The sequence below is a fragment of the Saliniradius amylolyticus genome (assembly GCF_003143555.1).
In the GTDB taxonomy this organism is placed as follows: Bacteria; Pseudomonadota; Gammaproteobacteria; order Enterobacterales; family Alteromonadaceae; genus Saliniradius; species Saliniradius amylolyticus.
This window is the reverse complement of record NZ_CP029347.1, coordinates 1,150,992-1,171,928: the sequence shown is the minus strand read 5'-3', so window position 1 is coordinate 1,171,928 and position 20,937 is coordinate 1,150,992. Positions and strand designations below refer to the sequence as shown.

Sequence of the window (20,937 nt, the reverse complement as noted above, 5' to 3'; positions counted from 1 at the left end):
AAGTCCGTAATTCAGGCTAAAAAGCCTTATCTCTGCTCAGGGAGTCTGATTATGTATTTACTATTGGGATGGGCGGGCATTTTGCCCTTTGTCATATTAAGTGCTGGCAGTGTTTTTGGGTGGCTACCACCAACTCTGGCGACACAATGGTTTAGTTTGTACAGCTTAGTTATTTTAAGCTTTATGGCCGGAACCCAATGGGGCTGGGCGGTGAAACACCAGCATGCGCCCACCCCCCACCTATTGTCGGTCACACCTGTGGTATTGGCCTTTTTGCTGGCGGCCATTGGTGACCTTGTCATCATAAGCACGCCGGTTGAGCTGGCTATTCTGTCCGGGCTGTTTGTGTGGCTTTGGATTTATGATCGTCTGTTATTTCGCGAACATAGCCATTACCTGAAGCTACGGCTCCACCTCACTACGGTGGTCGTAGCCTGTCATATAATGATGATATGGCAGGCCCAATAAAGCCCGTTACACTCAGAGCTTAAAGTGACCACAGCTTTGTTTCAGGGACTCAGCCATATGCTCCAGACGATTGGCTGATTGAGCCGTGCTCTTCGCCCCGTCTGAGGTTTCCTTAGCCATGGTGTTAATTTCCATAATGTTGCGATTAATGTCTTCAGCGACCGCAGATTGCTCCTCTGCCGCACTGGCGATTTGGTGATTCATATCATTAATGTTATTTACCGAATCGGTAATCAGCACGAAGGCTTCCTGGGTCTGGTTAGCCTTGTCGATGGTCGTTTCTGTCTCGGTCATTGTTCCGCGCATTGACTCCACCGAACGACGCGTTTCCCCCTGTAGCCGGTTCAGCATACTTTGAATCTCATCAGTACTCTGCTGAGTTCGGCTGGCGAGGGTCCTTACTTCATCCGCCACAACCGCAAAACCACGTCCCTGCTCACCAGCCCGGGCGGCCTCAATGGCCGCATTTAACGCCAGCAGATTGGTCTGTTCGGCGATACCATTAATGGTCCCCAGTATTGAGCCCATGCTCTCCGCTTCCTTATTAAGGTTGTCGATAGTTTCCGATACATGGTTAATATTGCGTACCAATACCTGGATACTATCGGCGGTAGACTGTACCAGCTGCTGACCGTGAGAAGCGCTCTTGTCCGTTTCCGATGCTGCCTGCGCCGCACCCTGAGCGTTCTTGGTCACTTCCTGAACCGACGCGGCCATCTCTTCCATTGCCGTGGCGGCCTGAGACAGCTGGTTAAGCTGATTGTCCGTGCTTTTGGAGGTTTGTGTGGTGACCGACGCCAAACTGGAAGCCGACTCCGAAAGTTCGTCGCTGGATTTGTCAATTTGACTGATAACATCACGCAGTTTTGTCACCATCTGCAGCAACGCGGCATAGATGCCAGTAACTTCTTTACCGGAGTCATTAACGACCATCAGGTCACCGTCGGCCACACGACGGGCGATACGCTCAATGGTTCTGGGCTCACCACCTATAGGACGCATAATAAACTGGGGCATGAATATGGCCGCCGCCACACCTGCCACTAGAGACAAAGCCACCACAACAAGAACCCAGAAATTGGCCGAATCCGACGCCGATACCGCCTCCTGTCCCAGTCGCTCCTGAGTCTTAGCAATTTCTAACTTTAACTGCTCTATCTCACCGGCCATCTGAGGACCCAGGGTGTTTAACACTCCATTGATGACCTGGTTTCGAGCCACGATCACCTCAGTTACTTCTTTTAGAGCCTGTAAGTACCTTTGGCGCTGCTCTCTGATATCTTGCTTTAATGCGTCTTCCCGGGCACTTAAGCTCAGGCTATCCAGCTGGTTCAGCGCCATTTCCAACTCATCAAGCTCACCAAGAGCCCGCCGCTCATCTGAGATATCATTATTCAGTAAAAACTTATTCGTATACAAACGCCCTAGCAGCAGGCTTTGTTGTGCGTGAGCGGAAAAATAACTGAGTTCCGTATCGCCACTCTGCCGTGCTAACGTAATAATCTCGGTGGCACTTTTGCGCATCGCTAAGCCCGCAGGGTCCAAGTCCTGATATACGATGTCATCTCGCTGAGCGTAATATTCCCTGACCTTGTCAAAACCGTCCTTATAACGCTGAAACTGTGCAGCGATGTCCCTGATAATTTGACTCTGCTGATCATTCCTGTTGTTCTGCTGAGCTGCTTGCAAAAGCTCGGATAGTAGCGTCACCCGACTTTCATAATCGGTAAGATTCTCCTCATTTGGATCACTGAAGAACTTCACTACCGCCATGCGCACTGTTAATAGATTGGCCTGAATCCGCCCTGCCAGATTCGTGTTACTGGACTGGTACTGGTAGTCGTCAAAATAATTGTTCACTCGCTTAAGACCGACAAAACCAACCGCTGCAACAATGAGCAGTAAAAGTAACAATGACAGAAAGCTCAGCTTGAGCTGAAGATTCAAAGATAGGTTATTCATCGTGCGCCTCACTTCATTTATAGCTTCGATCCATGAGGCCACTATTATTAACTGGTAGAAATGCCCGAACTTCCATCCAGGCACTATTTGTAATTATGATTTACCTAAATTAGCTTAATTTAGAACGATATAAGCCATTTGTTAAGGAAATATTACAACTGCCTCGATAAGGCACTGTTTCCCCTTGCTCATAAAATTTATGTTAAACTGTGTCGCCTTTTACAGTGCCGAATTCCTGCAAATAATGAGTGATTTTTCTGAACGTTTTGGTGGCACACAGCGCCTCTATGGACAGCAGGCGATGCAATGGTTACAGCAGGCCCGTTTTGCCGTTGTGGGCATTGGCGGTGTCGGTTGCTGGGTTGCAGAAGCTCTGGCCCGAACGGCGATAGGCCAGCTGACCCTGATTGACCTTGACGACATCTGCGTGACCAATACTAACCGTCAGTTACATGCGCTTACCGATACCGTCGGCCGACCTAAGGTGGATGAGATGGCCAGGCGCATCAGCCTCATCAACCCCGACTGTCAGCTTAATGCCGTTGAAGATTTCGTTACAGCGGAAACGGTCGGTGAGTATCTGAATGAACTGGATTATGTTATCGACGCTACCGACTCGGTCAGCGCCAAGGCGGCCATGATCGCCCACTGCAAACGCCGTAAGATCCCGGTTTTAACCATCGGCGGCGCGGGCGGGCAGACGGATCCCACTCAGATCGCCATCGCCGACCTGGCCAAGACGGTACAAGATCCACTGGCCGCCAAGGTGCGTTCTTTACTGAGGCGCGAGTATGGCTTTAGCTCCAATCCAAAAAGGCGCTTTCAAGTGGACTGCGTATATTCTACCGAGCAACTGAAATATCCTCAGCCCGACGGCAGCGTGTGCGAAACCAAACAATTTGCCGATGGCAGTACCAAGCTCGACTGCAACACCGGTTTTGGTGCTTCCGTGGCAGTTACCGGGAGCTTTGGCTTTTTTGCCGCCGCCCGGGTGATTGATAAATACCTGGCTCGCTGTGAGCGACAGGCTCAAAGGGACTGACAGCGATACTGAATGGCTTTAACTACCGCGTTGAGGCCACTGGCTCTGGATTGGCTGAGGTGTCGCTCCAGACCGAGTAACTGTAAATAGGCCTGACTGTCAAAGGCCTGGATTTTCTCCACCGACTGACCTTGTAACGGCTCCATCAATACGGCCAACAGTCCACGGATAATCTTACTGGTGGAATAGGCTCTTAACTGAACGGCGTGTGTATCACCTCCCAGAATGAGCCAGACCTGGCTTTCACAGCCAGACACCTCATTGTCGTCACATTGCTCAGACGGCGTCAGAGGCGCAAGCTGCTTTCCCGCCAACATCAGTTGACGCATTTGCGCCTCCCAGTTCTGGGATTGCTGTATGGTGGTGGCTAAAGGCGATAGCTTAACGGTGCTCAATGTAATTCCAGTGTTCAATGTGCGTGGCCGATTGTCAGGAATAACCTGCCTGGGATCAAGTATCACCTTAGGTTATACAAAAAATACAACGTATTTATTTTACTAATGTAGCTGGCCAACCCTAATATATAAACAAATTACTTTATAAAATAATCAATGACTACTCGACTCGCTTATACCATCTTACTCACCATGATGCTGGTGAACCTTCTCAGCACCGCCGGGATCGCACTGCCCTACCCGATTCTGGCACCTCTTTTTACTGACACCGCAACGAGCGGTTTAACACGTTTCGCCGACCTTCCTCCTGAGCTTCTGCTCGCCGGCGCCCTGGCGATTTATCCGCTCGGTATGTTAATCGGCTCGTCCTTTATCGGTGCGTTATCTGACATTTACGGTCGCAAGCCGGTGTTAAGAACCACGCTGGTTTTAAGTGTTATCGGCTATCTGTGCACCGCCTGGGCCGTGGTCAGTGAAAGCTATCTGCTGTTTATTCTGGCCCGGTTTGCCACGGGTCTGTGCGAAGGTAATATCTCTATTGCCCGCGCAATCGTAGCCGACCTTGAACCCCAGATAGACAAAACCCGTGCCTTCTCCTGGCTGTTTGCTACCTCATACTCAGGCTGGTTGATCGGTCCGTTGAGCGGTGGATACCTGATGGCCTTAGGGCCCGAAGTACCTTTTATCGTTGCCGCCGGAGCCATGGCTGTGGCCTTAGTACTGGTTGCCTTTGTGGTACCACTGGCCGCGTCTCCTAAGATGAAACAACGCGGCTGGTTACAGCAGGCGAGGCAGACCAATTCGTTAAGCTTGTTAAAATACAGCGATGTGCGTCAGTGCTTTGCCATGTATCTGTGTCTTCTGCTGGGCGTAAACGCCCTGTATCAGTTCACGTCATTGTGGCTGGTCGAACAATACCAGATGAGCAGCGAAGCCATCGGCGAAACCATCGCCGTGCAAACACTGGCCATGACCAGTGTCAGCCTGTTGCTCGTAGAGCGTTTTAAGCGCTGGTTTGGCCTGGTCGCGACCGTCATTACCGCCATCGGCTTACTGGCACTGGTGCTGATTAGTGCTCCCTGGTTCAAAGCCGACAGCGTCTGGCCTTACTACGCCGTCACCGGTACCCTGATCGCTGCCTATAACGGCCTGCTGCCAGTGTATATCAGTGACCGCTTTGCCGAGTATGGTCAGGGGCGGATTATGGGCCTCATTGCCAGCACTTTTGTGTTTGCCAGTATGAGTATTGCTGCATTAGGCGGAATTATTAGCCTCTGGGGCGCGCACTGGAGTTTATTTAGCGGGGGTATTCTGATGCTGTTGGCACTGGCACAGCTAATTATTCTGTTTTATCAGGATGGTCAGCTAGCCAAACTGAAGACTCAGCAAAGTACATCCAACTAATCGCTTGTGTTATCAGGCAAAAAACACGCACAATAAATAAAAACGAATAGGAACACGCAATGAAGTCTCTTACTTTGCTAGCCGCTATGATCGCGCCATTCGCCCTGGCAGAAACCGGTGACAGCCACCTGTCTTACGACTGGCTTGAAGCTGGCTATAAAAATATCCAACTGTACGATATCGATGCCGATGGCTGGGGACTGGGATTTTCCAAAAAGCTGACCCGAAACTTTTATGTGCAGGGGCGCTATCACGATGTCACCGATGATCATGTTGATGCTCATACCCAAGTGGACATAACCACCGCGGAACTTGGTCTGGGTTATTATCATCCACTGACAGACAACATGGATTTTACCGCCACACTGTCGCGCTTAGACGGTGAAGAAGACTTCACCGAAGATGAAGGCTACCATCACCATCATGACCACGATATCGAGAGTACCGCCTTCACTCCTGGCTTAAAAGCCCATATCGGCAAGGTAGAATTGCATGGTTCGGCCCGCTACGTGAAGCCCGATCATGGCGACAGCCACTGGGGGCTTGAGGTCAGCGCTAATTATTTTGTCTCCCCGACGTGGACCCTAAGCGTGTTGTACGAGAAGGTGGATGAAGAAAAAGTACTGCTGCTCGGCACCCAGTATCATTTTGGCAGCCATTAATAGCGTCACTGAGGTGTGGCCAAATCAACCATAATCTGCGCCAGACGCTCAATCTTAGCATTGGACAACTGTCGGTAATCTAAAAAGGGGCTGACCACCAGCCTCTCACTTTGATTGACCGCAAACGCCGGATCCAGCCAAACCAGCCCTAACGGGGCGAGTGCATCCATCGTTCTGGCGTGTTGGCGTCCGGCAATAATCTCAACGGCCTGTGGCCGGTAACAGGGCCTGGGAGCGCCAAAGACCAGCGCCGTCCCAGAACCGGCCTGTAACAGAGTCTGCTCCCGATAATCTTGCCATCGTTCGGCGCCCTGAGTCAGATCCATACCGATGTCCTTTAAGGCAAACACCAGCTTGGCATAGACATTGAAAATTTTTCGCCAGCCGTTACCACAGGCCTGCCCAATACTGTGCAACTCACCGCGTGCGGCAGGGTGAAACACCACTGGCGAATTCCCCAGCGGTGGTGCCATTGCCACATAAATAATCAAGTCCGGTTCATCATCGCCCAGCCCTGATGCGGCCAGACTCACAGGGTGACACCCTCTTCCGACAGGGCCTGTAAAAACTCATCAATGGTGATCAAAATACCCTCTGCTTCCCTTGGCGCCGGTGAAAGCATTAAATACACATCATCCTCGGCGTACAGAGGCAGCCATTCTTTCATGAGTTTCTTTAGCGACAAAGATTTGGGTTTGGCTTCCGGGTAATGAGCCCCCAACCATTGAAGCGCCGCATCTTTTCGGCAAAACAGTGGCGTGCAGGCATCGCCTTCTGCGCTTAACATGGCCCAGCGCGGCCCGTGTTGCAGGTGATAAAGCTCGCCTTGCTCAATAATAGCCAGCAGAGTCTGCTCGGCGCGCTCTTCTGGCGCCAGTTGCTGAAAGTCTTCCAGAGTCATAGTCTACAGCTTTAGATGAAATCTGGCGGTATTATGCCTGAAAAGGGGCGTAAACGGCACGCCCGTTATTCCTGTGTTTCCGTTCGGTCAGCCGCCGTCTCCTGACTTCGGTAGGGCTCCCCTTTTTCATTTTGCAGCTGGAAGTCATAGGCTGCCTGGAGACCAGTATCTTCCAGGATTTCCTCGTCTGGCTCCAGCTCTAACTGACGCGGATAAAAGGGCGACAACAGGGCTGCCAGAATGCCCAGAGCGGCAAAAATGGCAAAGGCATCGCCATAACCAAAGTCCTCCACCAGCAAACCGAACAGCGCCGAACCCACGGCTTGTCCCAAGGACACCGCCATAAAAGGCAACACCGGCCCCATGGATAAGCGACCGGGTAACAAGCGAATGCCGGTCATCAGGTACAAGCCGGTCAGACTCATATACGACAAGCCGAATACCAGCGCCGAAAAGATCGCAATAGCGATATTACCGGGACTGGCCGCCACCAAAGCCAGAGCGGCAGATAACATCATCAGCATTAAGGCCTGGGTGATCGGCGGATTATTGCGATCGGCCAGATCGGCGACCACGGCGCCCCCCAGTCCCGCAAGCCCGACCGCGAGCCAAAGTAAGCCGGTAGAACTTGATGGTAACTGGCCAAGCGTGGCCACCAAATCCGGCGCAAATATCCAATAGGCTGAGGATACAAAGCCCATGACAAACGCAAACCCGGACAACCGAAAAAGTCGGGTCCACTGAAGCACACTGACCGGTGGTGCCGGTGCGGCATTGGAGGGCAATACTGGTGAGACGGACGGCAACATTCGCCAGGCCGCCAAAACCCCAACGGCTGCCAGTACTGCAAAAGAAAAATAAGCGAATCGCCAGGCATCCGCCAGCAATAAGACCGTAGGTACCGCTACTGCTACACCGATACTGGTTCCGGCATTCATCACCGAGCTGACGCGCCCGTGCAGCGAACGCTTCACCAGTGCCTGCATAGCCGCAGTGAGTGCCGGCATCATTAATCCGGTGCAGATACCGCAGGCAAACACTCCAACGCCCAGGGAAATAGCTCCCCAGGCCTGACTGATCAGTCCCAGCCCTGCTGCGCCAAAGATGCCTGAAATCATCCCGGTTTTTCGAGCCCCCAGCCGATCGGCGGCCAGAGGGGCGATGGCGGTGGCGAATAAAAAGCTGATAAGAGGTAGCGCACCGATAATACCGATCACCGAAGGGGTGAGATTGAGAGCTTCGCGAATCGGCGGCACAAAAAGACCAAAAGCAAAACGCGCCAACCCGTAGCTAATGGCGATCAACATTGCACCAAATATCGCAAACGCAGTGCTCGATGGATACCTCATAGCGTCTCCCTTTTGCCCTCCTCTCCACTTCCCTCAAGGGCTATCAGAACAATGCACGAGCCCTCATTGTTGTAGTTGTATGGCGAATCGTCCAGAAATACATGACAAAGGCAGAAGATCTTGGTCAGTAAGTCACTGATGAAGCGATGAACGGCATGTCATGGAAGACATGCCTGGAATACAGCGACATGGATGTCTGCTCCTCAAAAGCAGCCAATTTATAAATATTGATTCCCTTAAGCCAGCGATAAAGCAGAACCTGTGAGATAGGGTGAAGAGCGGTAAGCTTTGCTTATCATCAGTGACCTAACGTCACTGATGAAGCGATGAACGGCATGTCATGGACGACATGCCTGGAATACAGCGACAAGGAGGTCTGACAGATGAGAGCTAGTACAGCTAAAGCACACATAAGAAGCCCTGGCACTCGGGCGATTACCTTAGGCTCAAGAGTCAAATGTCCCCAAGGGGATTACGAAATGCCTCCATGCATTTCGCCCTTCGGGCCGCCGTCGCAAGCTCCGGCATTCCAATTTGCTCCAGACAAATTGGTCGAACCCACAGGGGTTCTCAGTCTCATGGACCAACAAATAAAAAAGCCCCGCTCTTGCGAGCAGGGCTTTTTTATTTGGCGTCCCCAAGGGGATTCGAACCCCTGTTGCCGCCGTGAAAGGGCGGAGTCCTAGGCCTCTAGACGATGGGGACAAAACCTTTAGTATGTCGATGGCCTAATACCGGCATACTGAAATTTTGTCATTTGGAAGTGGCGTCCCCAAGGGGATTCGAACCCCTGTTGCCGCCGTGAAAGGGCGGAGTCCTAGGCCTCTAGACGATGGGGACGCTGTATTCCAAATTGTTCCAGAAAGTTGGTGGAGCCAGGCGGGATCGAACCGCCGACCTCTTGCATGCCATGCAAGCGCTCTCCCAGCTGAGCTATGGCCCCGACTTTCTTGTCTGGCTGCTGTTCCGTGACAGCGGGGCGCATTCTAGGCACCCCCCCGTTTTAAGTCAATAACTTTTTTTAAGAATTTTCTCTGTCTGCTATAAATTTAAGCGCTTTGTCGATTCGTTGCTCGATTTGATCGATTTTTAGCAGGTTTAGGGTCACATCCAGCGACGGAGAGTTACCGGAACCGGTCGCTGCGACTCTCAGGGGCATCCCCACTTTGCCCATGCCAACGTCCAGTTGTTGGGCTGTTTCATTGATGGCAGCCTGAATATTCTCCGGCTTCCACTCAGAAATCGCCGCCAGCTTCTGTTTTACTAACTCTAGCGGCTCCTTAGCCACCGGACGCAAGTGCTTCTTAGCCGCCTTGGCATCAAACTCGTCATATTCCTCGTAGAAGTAACGACTGATCTCGGCCAACTCTTTTAAGGTTTTCACCCGGTCCGCCTGGATGGCGATCACCTCTTCCAGCGCCGGCCCCTGAGACAGGTCGATACCCTGATGCTCAAAGTGCCACTTTGCGTGTTTTGCCACGTCGTTGACCGGCAGCGACTTAATATAGTGCTGATTCAGCCAGATGAGTTTTTCGGTATTGAAGGCGGACGCCGACTGGCTGATGCCATCCAGACTGAAATGCTCCAGCATTTCGTCCAGAGTGAAGATTTCCTGATCGCCGTGGGCCCATCCTAATCGAACGAGGTAGTTAATCATCGCCTGAGGCAAGAAACCGTCATCACGGAACTGCATCACACTGACCGCGCCATGACGTTTAGACAGCTTCTTACCGTCATCGCCCAGAATCATCGACACATGGGCGTACTCCGGCAACGGCGCATCCAGAGCTTTAAGAATATTGATCTGGCGAGGGGTATTATTGATATGGTCTTCGCCGCGCACCACATGGGTAATGCCCATATCCCAGTCATCCACCACTACACAGAAGTTGTAAGTAGGAGAACCGTCGGTACGCTGAATAATAAGATCGTCCAGTTCGCTGTTGGCAATGGTAATGTCACCACGGATATGATCCGGGATCACCACACTGCCCTCATCGGGATTGCGGAAGCGGATGACATAATCGCCGTCCTGTTCACCGGCGTCCCGACAATGACCATCGTATTTCGGCTTCTCGCCATTGGCCATCTGCTGCTCACGCAAGCTCTCCAGACGTTCACGGGAGCAATAGCACTTATACGCCTTGCCCTGGTCGAGCAGCTGTTGAATCACTTCCCGGTAACGATCGAAGCGTTGAGTCTGATAATAAGGGCCTTCGTCCCAATTCAGTCCCAGCCACTCCATGCCCTCTAAAATGGCGTCGATGGCCTCCTGAGTGGAGCGCTCGATATCGGTATCTTCAATCCGTAAGACAAATTTGCCGCCCTGACTCTTGGCATATAACCAGGAGTACAACGCCGTTCTGGCTCCGCCAACGTGCAGGTAGCCGGTAGGACTGGGAGCAAATCTAGTGGTAATGGTCATAGTCGAGTGAATCCTGTTGCAGGTCGTTAAATCATTTAGCCCGATATTTTATCAGCTTGCATCGCCTACGCCTATTCGACTGTCCTGGTGTTTTACTGCATCGCCAGAATAACGCTCAAAATGGGCAATATTGATGGTATAACCATCAGAAAAGCTCAATCTGCGCGCTTTTTATGCACTCAAACAGCTTTTTCAAAAATTGTGTTGACTCCTTTTTCGGGCTCCCTATAATACGCCCCCACTTGCCGAGGCAACTTAGCAAGGCAGACAACAAGTGGGTGGTTAGCTCAGCTGGGAGAGCATCGCCCTTACAAGGCGAGGGTCACTGGTTCGAACCCAGTACCACCCACCATTTGTTGTTCTGATTCCACTTTATGTGGGTGGTTAGCTCAGCTGGGAGAGCATCGCCCTTACAAGGCGAGGGTCACTGGTTCGAACCCAGTACCACCCACCATTTCTTTGTACAGATACCGTTTCATTCCTCTTTAAGAACTTTACGCATTCATTCGTATTGTTTTCGTTTCCTGTTGATCCAAATCTAATCAGGATCAATATGTTTAGTCTAGACTGAACGAACTAAACAAAAACCAACGCCCCAATATGAAAAACGATGTCGCCGCCCATTTTATTGAGCGTATGGGCTTATTAGTGGAAGCCGAAGGCATGCCTCGCATCGCCGGACGTATTTTCGCCTTTTTGATCTTAGCCGAAGGTCCACACAGTTTTGCCGAACTGGCTGAAGAGCTTCACATCAGTAAAGGCAGTGTCAGCACTAATACCCGTTTACTGGAAAACCTGGGTCTTATCGAACGGCTCACCCAGCCCGGTCAGCGTCAGGATTACTTTCAGCTAAAACACGCCCCCTACTCGGAACTGTTACGGGGCATCGCCCAGCGCACCAATACGGCCATTGAACTCATTCAACAAACCCGACGAGACTTACCTGTGGCGTATTCAGGCAGCCAACCTCGTTTGCAGGAACTTGAGCAGTTTTATCAGTGCTTTTGCCGTCATATCGAATCAATGTTTCAGGAGCTGGCGGAGCTTTCCGTTGAACGCATCAAGGAGGTGAAATTATGAACCGCTCTATTTGGATGGCCGCCGGATTAGCCGGAGCCTTGATAGTCTGGATGCTCCTTGGCGTGTTCAGCGATTCAGAGGGTCAGGCTTCATCGGAGGATAAGCAGAAAAGCGCAGCTCCAGCACTAACGGTACAGGCGGAACAACGCTCAGCACAGACCATAACCCGCGAAATTAAGGCCCATGGTTCTGCCGAGCCTGAGCGAGAAGTCGCCATCAAGGCTGAAACCTCCGGCCAAATACGGCAGATACTGGTCGACGAAGGCAATCAGGTGAAGCAGGGACAGGTACTGGCTCGCATAGCCATGGATGACCGTCAGGCGCGCTTGTCCAAGGCACAGGCGGCACTGGCAGAGGCGCGCAGCCAACTGGCTTCGTTCGAAACACTGAAAAAAGACAACTATCAATCCGAGCTTAGCCTGCAGCAGGCCAGAGCCGCCGTTGAAAAAGCCAAAGCCGATCTGGCCGCCATTGAGTTGGACATTCAACGCACCGAAATTCGCGCCCCCTTTAGCGGTGTGATCGAGCGTTTTATGGTGGAGCAAGGCGAGTTTGTTGTCGCCAATCAGGGCGTCATCCGCCTGGTGGATAACGACCCACTGGTGATCCGCGCCGATATTGCTCAGCAGCACATTGGCCGGGTCAAACCAGGCAAAACGGTGCAGGTGGAACTGGCCACCGGTTACAAAGACAGCGGTCCCATTCGCTATATCGCTCCCAAAGCCAATACCAATACGCGCACCTTTGCCATTGAGGTGGAGCTGGATAACGCCGACCATGCCCTGCCCGGCGGCGTCAGCGCTAAGCTAACCATCCCCACCGAGCAGGTGCAGGCTCATTTTGTTTCCCCTGCCCTGATAAGCCTGAATACCAATGGCGAATTAGGGGTAAAGAGCGTGGATGATGAAAATCGTGTGCATTTTCACCCAGTCACCATTGTGGATGCTAAGACACAGGGGCTGTGGCTAACCGGCTTACCCGATGAGCTGGGCCTGATAACCGAAGGCCAGGCCTTTGTTCAGGATGGGGAAACGGTTGCGGTGAGATGGCAACAACAATCGGCTCAGGTAAGATCGGGAGGTCTGTAATGAACTCAGTGATACAGGCCGCCTTCCAGCGCAGTCGAGCCGTGGTGTTGCTGTTTTTTGTCACCATCTTAGCCGGCGCCGGCGCTTACTACACCATTCCCAAAGAAGCCGAGCCAGATATCACCATCCCCACCATCTATGTGTCTATGGTGCATCACGGCATTTCCCCGGAAGATGCAGAGCGATTGCTGATCCGTCCGATGGAAAAAGAACTGCAATCGGTGGAAGGCCTCAACGAGCTCCGAGCCGTAGCTTCGGAAGGCTACGCGTCTATAACCTTAGAATTTGATGCCGGATTTAACCCGGATCAGGCCCTTCGCGATGTGCGCGAACAGGTGGATATCGCCAAGGCGGAATTGCCCCCGGACACCGAAGAGCCCAGAGTCACTGAAGTGAACGTGGCCTTGTTTCCGGTTATCACAGCAGTACTGTCTGGCCCGGTTCCAGAGCGGCAAATGCTGGAGGTGGCCCGCCGGCTGCAAGAACGCATCGAAACCATCGAAGGGGTACTGGAGGTGGAGATTGCCGGAGATCGGGAGGAACTACTGGAGATTCTGGTAGAGCCCAACACCCTCGAAACCTATGGCCTGTCCTTCGAAGAGATCATCAGTGTCTTTCAGCGTAACAATCGTCTGGTGGCGGCCGGAGCGCTGGAAAGTGAAGCCGGGCGTATTCTGCTCAAGGTGCCCGGCGTCATCGAAACCCTGGAAGATGTGCTTAATATGCCGGTAAAAACCGTCGATGGCACCGTCATTACTTTTGGGGATGTGGCGACCATTCGCCGTACCTTTAAAGACCCGGACAGCTTTGCCCGGGTCGGTGGCCAGCCTTCCATTGCGCTGGAGATCACCAAGCGCGCCGGAGCCAATATCATCGAAACCATCGAACAGGCACGCCAGACCATAAGCCAGACTCAGGACGCCTGGCCCGCATCGTTAAAACTGACCTACATGCAGGATAAGTCCGAGCAAATACGCACCATGCTCGGCGACCTGCAAAATAATGTACTGACCGCCATTGTGCTGGTGATGATCGTGGTGCTTGCCGCCATGGGCCCTCGCCCTGCTATGTTAGTAGGGCTGGCGATACCCGGGGCCTTTTTAGCCGGAATTCTGGTGATCCAGTGGATGGGACTGACACTCAACATTGTGGTGCTGTTCAGCCTGATTCTGGTGGTCGGTATGTTGGTGGATGGCGCCATCGTCACCACCGAACTGGCTGACCGCTACATGAGTGACGGCCAAAAGCCCAAACCGGCTTACCGAGCCGCAGCACAGCGTATGGCCTGGCCGATTATCGCGTCCATCGCCACCACCCTGGCCGTGTTTGTGCCCTTACTGCCCTGGCCGGGCATCGCCGGTGAGTTTATGCGCTTTTTGCCCATAACGGTGATCATTACCCTCATCGCATCGCTGGCGATGGCCCTAATCTTTATCCCCGTTCTCGGCGGCGTCATCGGGCGCGCACCACGGGACCAAATCGGCCAGCAGGCTGTTATCGCCGCCGAAAGTGGAAAGCTGGAAGACATCGGCGGCTTTACCGGCCGCTACCTGAATCTGTTAAGCGTGTTATTACAACACCCGGGCAAGGTCTTGCTGGGCGCCATTTTACTTTTAGTCGGTGCCTATTCGGCTTACGGCACCTTTGGCCGCGGGGTGGAGTTTTTCCCCGAGGTGGAGCCTGAGTTTGCCCAGGTCCAGGTGCGCGCCCGCGGCGACTTATCCATCTATGAGCGGGATAAGCTGGTTCGTCAGGTAGAACAGCAGGTGTTACCCATGAATGGCCTCGAAACCGTCTACACCCGCACCATGGGCGGCGGTCGCAACAGTAGCGGTCAACTGGCCGAGGATGTGATCGGCGTGATACAGCTGGAATTTGTTGACTGGCAGCAAAGGCGCAGTGCCGACGAAATACTCGGTGAAGTGCGCCAGCGTACCCAGCATATTCCCGGCATCATCGTACAGGTACAAAAAGCCCAGAACGGACCGTCTCAAGGCAAGCCGGTGCAGCTTCAGGTACGCTCCAGTGACTCTGCGGCCCTGAACAACACCATCGCTAAAATCAGAGACAAGATGCGCGACATTGGCGGTTTTGTGGATGTCACCGACTCCAGACCTCTGCCGGGCGTAGAATGGCAGCTTAGGGTAGACCGTGACGAGGCAGCCCGTTACAGCACCGATGTGGTCAGCCTGGGGAATATGGTGCAAATGATCACCAACGGGGTAAAGATCACCGAATACCGACCGGACGACGCCGATGAAGAAGTGGAAGTACGGGTACGTTTTCCTCATCAATACCGCAGCTTTGATCAGCTTGACCAACTGCGCGTGCCCACCCGTTACGGCCCCCTACCGGTGACCAACTTTGTCAACTTCGAACCTGCCCCGAAGACGGGCACCATCAATCGTGCCGACGCCCAGAGGGTTATGACCATCGAGGCTAATGTGACCGATGGCGTACTGGTGGACGAACAAATTGGCAGGATGGAGCAAGCCATGGCCGGTATGAACTTTCCCTCGTCGGTGAGCATGCAGTTTAAAGGGGAAGCAGAAGATCAGCAGGAAGCGGCCAACTTCCTGATGCAAGCCTTTGCCACTGCGGTGTTCCTGATGCTGGCGATTTTACTGATCCAGTTTAATAGCTTCTACCAGGCTGCTCTGGTGTTAAGTGCCATTGTTTTCTCCACCGCTGGCGTACTGCTGGGACTGCTGGTGACCGGTCGGGCCTTTTCCATTGTGATGGGTGGCGTGGGCATCATCGCACTGGCGGGTATAGTGGTGAACAACAATATTATCCTCATCGACACCTTCAATGATCTTAAACACAGAGGCTATGAAGTTAAGGAAGCAATACTGCGCACCTGCGCACAGCGTCTACGCCCCGTATTGCTCACCGCACTGACCACCGTGTTGGGGCTACTGCCTATGGTGTTTGCCCTGAACATTGACTTAATCAATCAGGATATCGCCGTGGGCGCCCCCTCAACGCAGTGGTGGACTCAGCTGTCCAGTGCCATTGCCGGCGGATTAACCTTTGCTACCTTGCTGACCTTACTGCTGACGCCTTGTCTGCTAAGGTTAGGCGAGCGCTTGCCGGTACCGAAAACACAGCAAGCGCCGGACGCATCACCTGGACAAGCCTGACAGACAGAGTTACTGACGTTTATGACTACTATCAATATCAGCCCCCAAAAGCTCACCTTAGGCATGTACGTTAGGCTGCCTTCCGGCTGGATGAAGCATCCTTTTTTGTTGAACAGCTTTGAGCTGAAAGACCCACGTCAAATCAAGATCATTCAGTCACTGGGTCTGGATTACGTGGTGGTGGATGAAAGCAAAAGTGCGGTGCGACTGGACGAACCAGAACCCGACTCCGCCGAAGAGGATGACAGCGAACTGTTGAAAATGCGCCTTGAGCAGGAGAAGCAGCAACGCATCGAAAAACTCAAGACCTTCCGCCGCAGTTTGCAAAAAACCGAGAAGCAGTTCGATAAAAGCCTGGCTCAGGTACGCAGCCTGATGAATAAGGTCAATGGCCGTCCGCTGCAGGCGGTGCAGGAAGCCAAGGAACTGATTAACAATCTGGTGGAGGTCATCATGGGCGATCAGGGGGCCATATTGCACCTGATGAAAGACAACAAAGACCATCAGGAGCTTTACTACCATTCTCTGAATGTCACTGTACTGGCGCTGATGCTGGCCAAGCAGATGGACATGAGCAAAGAAGACTGCCAGAACCTGGGGCTTGCGGCGCTGTTTCATGATGTCGGCAAACTCAAGATCCCCAAACAAATCCTGAATAAGAAAGTCGCGCTGACCAGGCCCGAAAAGAACTTTTTAATGCTGCATTGCCAGTATGCGGTGGAAATGTTGCAAGAGGCCGAAGAGTTTCCCAGACAAGCCTTACCGATGATTTTCCAGCACCATGAATACCTGGACGGCTCCGGGTACCCAAGAGGACTGACCGACGAAAATATCCTTCCCCCCAGCCAGGTACTGATGCTGGTTAACGAATACGATAATCTCTGTCACCCGGTAGACAGCAGCAAAGCACGAACGCCCTATTCCGCCCTGTCTTACCTGTTCAAGAAAATGCGGCAGAAACTACCGGAAAAAGCCCTGAAGATGTTTATCAAGCTGCTGGGAGTATACCCACCGGGAACCCTGGTATTGCTGTCTGAACAGCAGATAGGCATGGTAATTTCGGTGAACAGTAAGGATCTGCTCAATCCGGGCATCTTGCTTTATGACCCAAGCGTACCGCGCACCGAGGCGCCCATCCTGGATTTAAAGGACAGCGAACTGTCCATCCAAAAAGCGCTGGCACCCAAGCAACTCCCGCAAAAGGCTTACGAGTACCTCAACCCCAGAGAGCGAATCAGTTATTTTGTCGATCAGGCGCCAAGTTAAGAAATTTTGCCGTTTGCACGATATACTCTAAAGCACAGGCCGACACGAACAAAGATAAAGGCGCATGGATTATAAGCTGGCACAGTCCTGTAAAGTATTGGTACTGGACGATATTCAGCTCGCTCAGGGCTACATCAAATACAGCCTCAAAGAACTGGGACTGACCGATCTCTACTACGCCGATCGTACTGAAACCGCCCTGAAACAACTCAAAGATACCCGGTTTGATCTCATCCTCTGCGCGTATGACCTTAAGCACGAGCAGGAAGGCTACAACCTTTATGAGCGGCTCAAACAGGAACAACGTCTGCCCTCTAGCACGGCGTTTGTTATTACCTCTGCCGATACCAGTGCCCATATTGTTCGCGCCATTATTGAACTGCAGCCCGACGAATTTATCGTCAAACCCTTCACCGTTAAGTCACTGGATAAACGCTTAAGTGTGGTACTGGAGCGCAAACGAGCTCTGCGCAACGTCTACCAGCTGATGGACCAACAAGAATTTAACGCCGCGTTGCAAGAATTGGAAGTGGTATTAACCAACCCGGCCCACTCGCGTTTCTACCCCACCGCACTGCGCCTCAAAGGTGACTTACTGCTTAAGCTGGAGCAATATGAGAGCGCACGGGACTTTTACGAAGCCATTGTCAGTGTGCAGAGTTTCTCCTGGGCCGAGTTAGGCCTGGCCAAGGCGCTGCTGGCCTTGGGTGACAACGACGAGGCCGAGAAACGCATCCTGCGTATCGCCTTTAAGCCTGACGCCCAGCTGGCCGCCTACGACTTACTCAAGGACGTGAACATTCAGCGACAGGATTACAACAGCGCCCTGGAGAGTCTGGTCACCGCCGCTCAACTGTCGCCACATAATATCGAGCGGCACAAAGAGGCCGTGGACCTGGCCCGACTGGCCCACGATCATCAGGCCCAGTTTGAATCCGCCAAAAAAGCGGCCCGCTATGCGCGCCAAACCCTGCATGACCACCCTGACAACTACCTGACCGCCGCCCGCGCCGGGCTGGATTACGCGATGACGGTGGAAGATAACGACGTGCCCGATGTGCTGCATCAGACTCAGGAGTGCATCAAACAAATGACCTCCAGTTTCCCGACCGCTAAGAATGAGTACGACGAACAACTCAATGTGGTCAACGCCCGCCTGAACTTTTTGTACGACGATGAACAAAAGGCCCAGAAGCTTATCAACCAGTTAAGCGGCGATGTGCTTGAGAACGACGATCTGGAAACCCTGCTGGATAAGGCCAAAACCTTCCATGCGCTGGGTCTGTATGAGCGCAGTGAAAAGGTCATGAACGAAGTCGAGCAGCGCTGCCACCAGGACGACCAGCAAAGCCGGTTGTTTATTCAGTATGTTAAACAGGAAAAACGGGAAAAGTCCGCCATTCGCATGAACCCTCGGGAGCTCAACAACAGCGCGGTAAGCTCTTATCAGTCCGGTGACCTGAATAAGGCTCTTAAAACCTTCCGACAGGCCTATACGATTATGCCCAAGAGCCCGTCCATCGCGCTTAACTTACTGCAAGCCCTGACCGACAAAACCGGCGGCATTAACATTAATAAAAATGTCGAACAGCTCATGCACCGCTGCATTCGAACCATCGAATCGGGCGAATTGTCGGAAGACCAGCATTCCCGTTACCAGCAGATCCGAGCCAAACTCGAAGGCAGTTTGTGATCGCGTCCGTGCTGCCAATGGTACAATAGCGCCAACACTCATCCATCCAGACCTCAATGAGATCGAATCGATTTCCCGTTGACAACGATCACCCGGTAAACTGGCACACCCTGAAACAACTCCTCCCCTACCTGAGCGAGTTTAAGGCCCGGATCGGACTGGCGCTGGTCTGTCTGATCGGTGCCAAGCTCGCCAGCATCGGCATGCCTTTTGTACTTAAGTACATTGTCGATGATCTGAATATGGACAGTACCGAAAAAGCGCTGCTCGCGGTACCGGTGGCGCTAATCGTGGCCTACGGCAGCCTGAGGCTGTTCAATACCCTGGCCGGAGAAATCCGCGACACCCTGTTTGGGCGGGTCACCGAGCGCGCCATGCGCCGGGTCGGGCTTAAGGTGTTTAAGCATCTGCATCGTCTGGATTTAAGCTTTCATCTGGACCGCCAGACCGGCGGGCTGGCCCGGGACATCGAGCGCGGCACCAACGGCATCAGTTTTCTGCTGCGCTTTATGGTGTTCAACATCGTTCCCACCCTGCTGGAAATTACTCTGGTGGTCGGCGTGCTGTTCTATCAGTTTGGCTTTAGCTTCGCGAGCGTCTTGTTGGTGGCGGTGGTGGTGTATATCTGGTTTTCGGTCAAGGCCACCCACTGGCGCACCGAATATGTGCGGCAAATGAATCAGGCCGATTCCGGCACCAATACCCGCGCCATCGACAGCTTGCTTAACTACGAGACGGTAAAATACTTTAACAACGAAGGCTATGAATCCCGCCAGTACGACAAACACCTGGCCGATTGGGAACAGGCCCGCCGCAATAACCGTTTGTCTCTGTTTGCGTTAAACGGCGGCCAGGCACTGGTGATCGCCGTGGCCATGACCGCCATGTTGCTGCTCGCCGCTCAGGGTGTGGCCAGCGGGGCCATGACCATCGGTGACTTTGTGATGGTGAACGCCTTTACCATGCAGATCTTTATGCCGCTGAACTTTTTAGGCTTTGTGTATCGCGAAATACGCGGCGCCATGGCCAATATCGAACAGCTGTTCGGCTTGTTAAAACTTGAGACCCGCATTAACGACCAGCCCGGCGCCTCTGAGCTTAAGGTTACCCAGGGGCGGGTTGAGTTTAAGCACGTGAACTTTGCCTATCAGCCGGACCGGCCGATTCTGGAGGAGTTAAACTTTACCATTGAACCGGGCCAGAAAGTGGCGGTGGTCGGTCCGTCCGGCGCCGGTAAATCGACGCTGGTTAAGCTGCTGTTTCGATTTTACGACGTTACCCAGGGCCAGATAAGCATCGATGGACAGGATATTCGCAGCGTCAGCCAGGATTCGCTGCGCAAGGCCATCGGCATCGTACCTCAGGATACCGTGCTGTTTAACGACTCCTTGTTTGAGAATATCCGCTATGCCCGGCCCGACGCCAGTGACGAGGAGGTCAACCGGGTGATCGATCTGGCCCATCTGCGCCATTTTGTCGAAGCCTTACCCAAAGGGGCCGAGACCAAGGTGGGCGAACGGGGCCTTAAGCTCTCCGGCGGCGAGAAACAGCGCGTGGCCATTGCCCGGGTGCTGCTGAAACGCCCCCCTGTTATGGTGTTCGACGAAGCCACCTCATCACTGGATTCACGCAGTGAACAGGCCATCGTCAGGGCACTCAAAGAGGTGGCACGGGGCCATTCCAGTTTGGTGATCGCCCATCGCCTGTCTACCATCGTCGATGCCGATAAGATCCTGGTCCTGGAGCAAGGCCGCATTGCCGAATCGGGCAGCCACAGCGAATTACTCTCCCGTAATGGTCTGTATGCGGCCCTGTGGCGTAACCAACAGCAAGAGCAACATGATGAACCCACAACAACTGCGTGAGGCCGTAAACCAAACCATGCCCTTTGGTAAGTATGCCGGTAGCAAGCTGCTGCATCTGCCCGAGCCCTATTTAGTCTGGTTTTCCCAGCAGGGGTTTCCCGAGGGCAAACTGGGCCAGCAACTGGCGCTGATGCATGAGATCAAGGTCAATGGTCTGGAGTCGGTCTGCGCGCCGCTTCTGGAGGATTGAGCCT

Annotated in this window: 17 protein-coding genes and 5 tRNA genes; 13 read left to right on the top strand and 9 right to left on the bottom strand. The window is 53.1% G+C overall.

Translation table 11 applies throughout. From position 1 onward, the window contains the following. Positions 1–51 precede the first annotated feature (51 nt). The gene (locus tag HMF8227_RS05560; RefSeq protein WP_109339229.1) at positions 52–468 is read left to right on the top strand and encodes a DUF3429 domain-containing protein; all 417 of its coding nucleotides are present in this window, start codon (positions 52–54) and stop codon (positions 466–468) included. A 12-nt stretch (positions 469–480) separates the two neighbouring features. Here the strand turns inward: HMF8227_RS05560 and HMF8227_RS05555 are convergent, their stop codons facing one another. Further along, positions 481–2,430 (bottom strand): HAMP domain-containing methyl-accepting chemotaxis protein, encoded by a 1,950-nt coding sequence (locus HMF8227_RS05555; protein ID WP_109339228.1) that lies wholly within the window; start codon positions 2,428–2,430, stop codon positions 481–483. A gap of 244 nt (positions 2,431–2,674) precedes the next feature. Between HMF8227_RS05555 and tcdA the strand changes: the two genes are divergently transcribed. Then, positions 2,675–3,472 (top strand): tRNA cyclic N6-threonylcarbamoyladenosine(37) synthase TcdA, encoded by a 798-nt coding sequence (tcdA, locus tag HMF8227_RS05550; protein WP_109341022.1) that lies wholly within the window; start codon positions 2,675–2,677, stop codon positions 3,470–3,472. Here tcdA and HMF8227_RS05545 read toward each other — a convergent pair. Beyond that, positions 3,460–3,867, bottom strand: a complete 408-nt coding sequence (locus HMF8227_RS05545) for a SufE family protein (protein ID WP_109339227.1) — start codon at positions 3,865–3,867, stop codon at positions 3,460–3,462. The genes tcdA and HMF8227_RS05545 overlap by 13 nt on opposite strands. A gap of 156 nt (positions 3,868–4,023) precedes the next feature. On the opposite strand from HMF8227_RS05545, the gene HMF8227_RS05540 reads away from it, so the two are divergent. Together HMF8227_RS05540 and HMF8227_RS05535 are read left to right on the top strand one after the other, a co-directional pair. After that, positions 4,024–5,271 carry an MFS transporter gene (locus HMF8227_RS05540; protein ID WP_109339226.1) on the top strand — a complete coding sequence of 416 codons (1,248 nt, stop codon included), beginning with the start codon at positions 4,024–4,026 and terminating at the stop codon, positions 5,269–5,271. 59 nt (positions 5,272–5,330) lie between these two features. Beyond that, positions 5,331–5,933 (top strand): hypothetical protein, encoded by a 603-nt coding sequence (locus tag HMF8227_RS05535; protein WP_109339225.1) that lies wholly within the window; start codon positions 5,331–5,333, stop codon positions 5,931–5,933. Positions 5,934–5,938: 5 nt separating this feature from the next. On the opposite strand, the gene HMF8227_RS05530 is transcribed toward HMF8227_RS05535, so the two are convergent. From HMF8227_RS05530 to gltX, 7 genes are all read right to left on the bottom strand, one after another. Further along, the gene (locus HMF8227_RS05530) at positions 5,939–6,466 is read right to left on the bottom strand and encodes a DUF6942 family protein (RefSeq protein ID WP_109339224.1); all 528 of its coding nucleotides are present in this window, start codon (positions 6,464–6,466) and stop codon (positions 5,939–5,941) included. Continuing rightward, a complete protein-coding gene (locus HMF8227_RS05525; protein ID WP_109339223.1) occupies positions 6,463–6,834 on the bottom strand; it encodes a DUF2750 domain-containing protein in 372 nt (123 codons plus the stop codon). The genes HMF8227_RS05530 and HMF8227_RS05525 overlap by 4 nt, the downstream gene beginning before the upstream one ends. A 65-nt stretch (positions 6,835–6,899) precedes the next feature. Continuing rightward, a complete protein-coding gene (locus tag HMF8227_RS05520) occupies positions 6,900–8,183 on the bottom strand; it encodes an MFS transporter (protein WP_109339222.1) in 1,284 nt (427 codons plus the stop codon). A 629-nt stretch (positions 8,184–8,812) separates the two neighbouring features. Continuing rightward, positions 8,813–8,888 (bottom strand) — tRNA-Glu (locus tag HMF8227_RS05515). A 59-nt stretch (positions 8,889–8,947) separates the two neighbouring features. Beyond that, positions 8,948–9,023 (bottom strand) — tRNA-Glu (locus HMF8227_RS05510). A 27-nt stretch (positions 9,024–9,050) separates the two neighbouring features. Next, positions 9,051–9,126 (bottom strand) — tRNA-Ala (locus tag HMF8227_RS05505). A 78-nt stretch (positions 9,127–9,204) separates the two neighbouring features. Continuing rightward, positions 9,205–10,608: a glutamate--tRNA ligase gene (gene gltX / locus HMF8227_RS05500; RefSeq protein ID WP_109339221.1), complete on the bottom strand. Its 1,404-nt coding sequence runs from the start codon at positions 10,606–10,608 to the stop codon at positions 9,205–9,207. A gap of 276 nt (positions 10,609–10,884) precedes the next feature. On the opposite strand from gltX, the gene HMF8227_RS05495 reads away from it, so the two are divergent. The 9 genes from HMF8227_RS05495 (at position 10,885) to HMF8227_RS05455 (ending at position 20,933) form a co-directional block, all read left to right on the top strand. Further along, positions 10,885–10,960: transfer RNA gene (locus tag HMF8227_RS05495), tRNA-Val, on the top strand. 26 nt (positions 10,961–10,986) lie between these two features. Continuing rightward, positions 10,987–11,062, top strand: a tRNA-Val gene (locus tag HMF8227_RS05490). Between the two features lie 146 nt (positions 11,063–11,208). Beyond that, the gene (locus HMF8227_RS05485; RefSeq protein ID WP_109339220.1) at positions 11,209–11,688 is read left to right on the top strand and encodes a GbsR/MarR family transcriptional regulator; all 480 of its coding nucleotides are present in this window, start codon (positions 11,209–11,211) and stop codon (positions 11,686–11,688) included. Further along, positions 11,685–12,776: an efflux RND transporter periplasmic adaptor subunit gene (locus HMF8227_RS05480; protein ID WP_109339219.1), complete on the top strand. Its 1,092-nt coding sequence runs from the start codon at positions 11,685–11,687 to the stop codon at positions 12,774–12,776. The genes HMF8227_RS05485 and HMF8227_RS05480 overlap by 4 nt, the downstream gene beginning before the upstream one ends. Then, on the top strand, positions 12,776–15,919 hold the full coding sequence (locus HMF8227_RS05475) for an efflux RND transporter permease subunit (RefSeq protein WP_109339218.1): 3,144 nt from the start codon (positions 12,776–12,778) through the stop codon (positions 15,917–15,919). Before HMF8227_RS05480 ends, HMF8227_RS05475 begins: the two co-directional genes overlap by 1 nt. Before the next feature lie 21 nt (positions 15,920–15,940). After that, positions 15,941–17,185 carry an HD-GYP domain-containing protein gene (locus tag HMF8227_RS05470; protein WP_109339217.1) on the top strand — a complete coding sequence of 415 codons (1,245 nt, stop codon included), beginning with the start codon at positions 15,941–15,943 and terminating at the stop codon, positions 17,183–17,185. A 64-nt stretch (positions 17,186–17,249) separates the two neighbouring features. Further along, positions 17,250–18,878 (top strand): response regulator, encoded by a 1,629-nt coding sequence (locus tag HMF8227_RS05465; RefSeq protein ID WP_109339216.1) that lies wholly within the window; start codon positions 17,250–17,252, stop codon positions 18,876–18,878. Positions 18,879–18,934: 56 nt separating this feature from the next. Next, positions 18,935–20,743: an ABCB family ABC transporter ATP-binding protein/permease gene (locus HMF8227_RS05460; RefSeq protein ID WP_109339215.1), complete on the top strand. Its 1,809-nt coding sequence runs from the start codon at positions 18,935–18,937 to the stop codon at positions 20,741–20,743. Next, the gene (locus tag HMF8227_RS05455; RefSeq protein WP_109339214.1) at positions 20,721–20,933 is read left to right on the top strand and encodes a DUF3820 family protein; all 213 of its coding nucleotides are present in this window, start codon (positions 20,721–20,723) and stop codon (positions 20,931–20,933) included. The genes HMF8227_RS05460 and HMF8227_RS05455 overlap by 23 nt, the downstream gene beginning before the upstream one ends. Positions 20,934–20,937 lie beyond the last annotated feature (4 nt).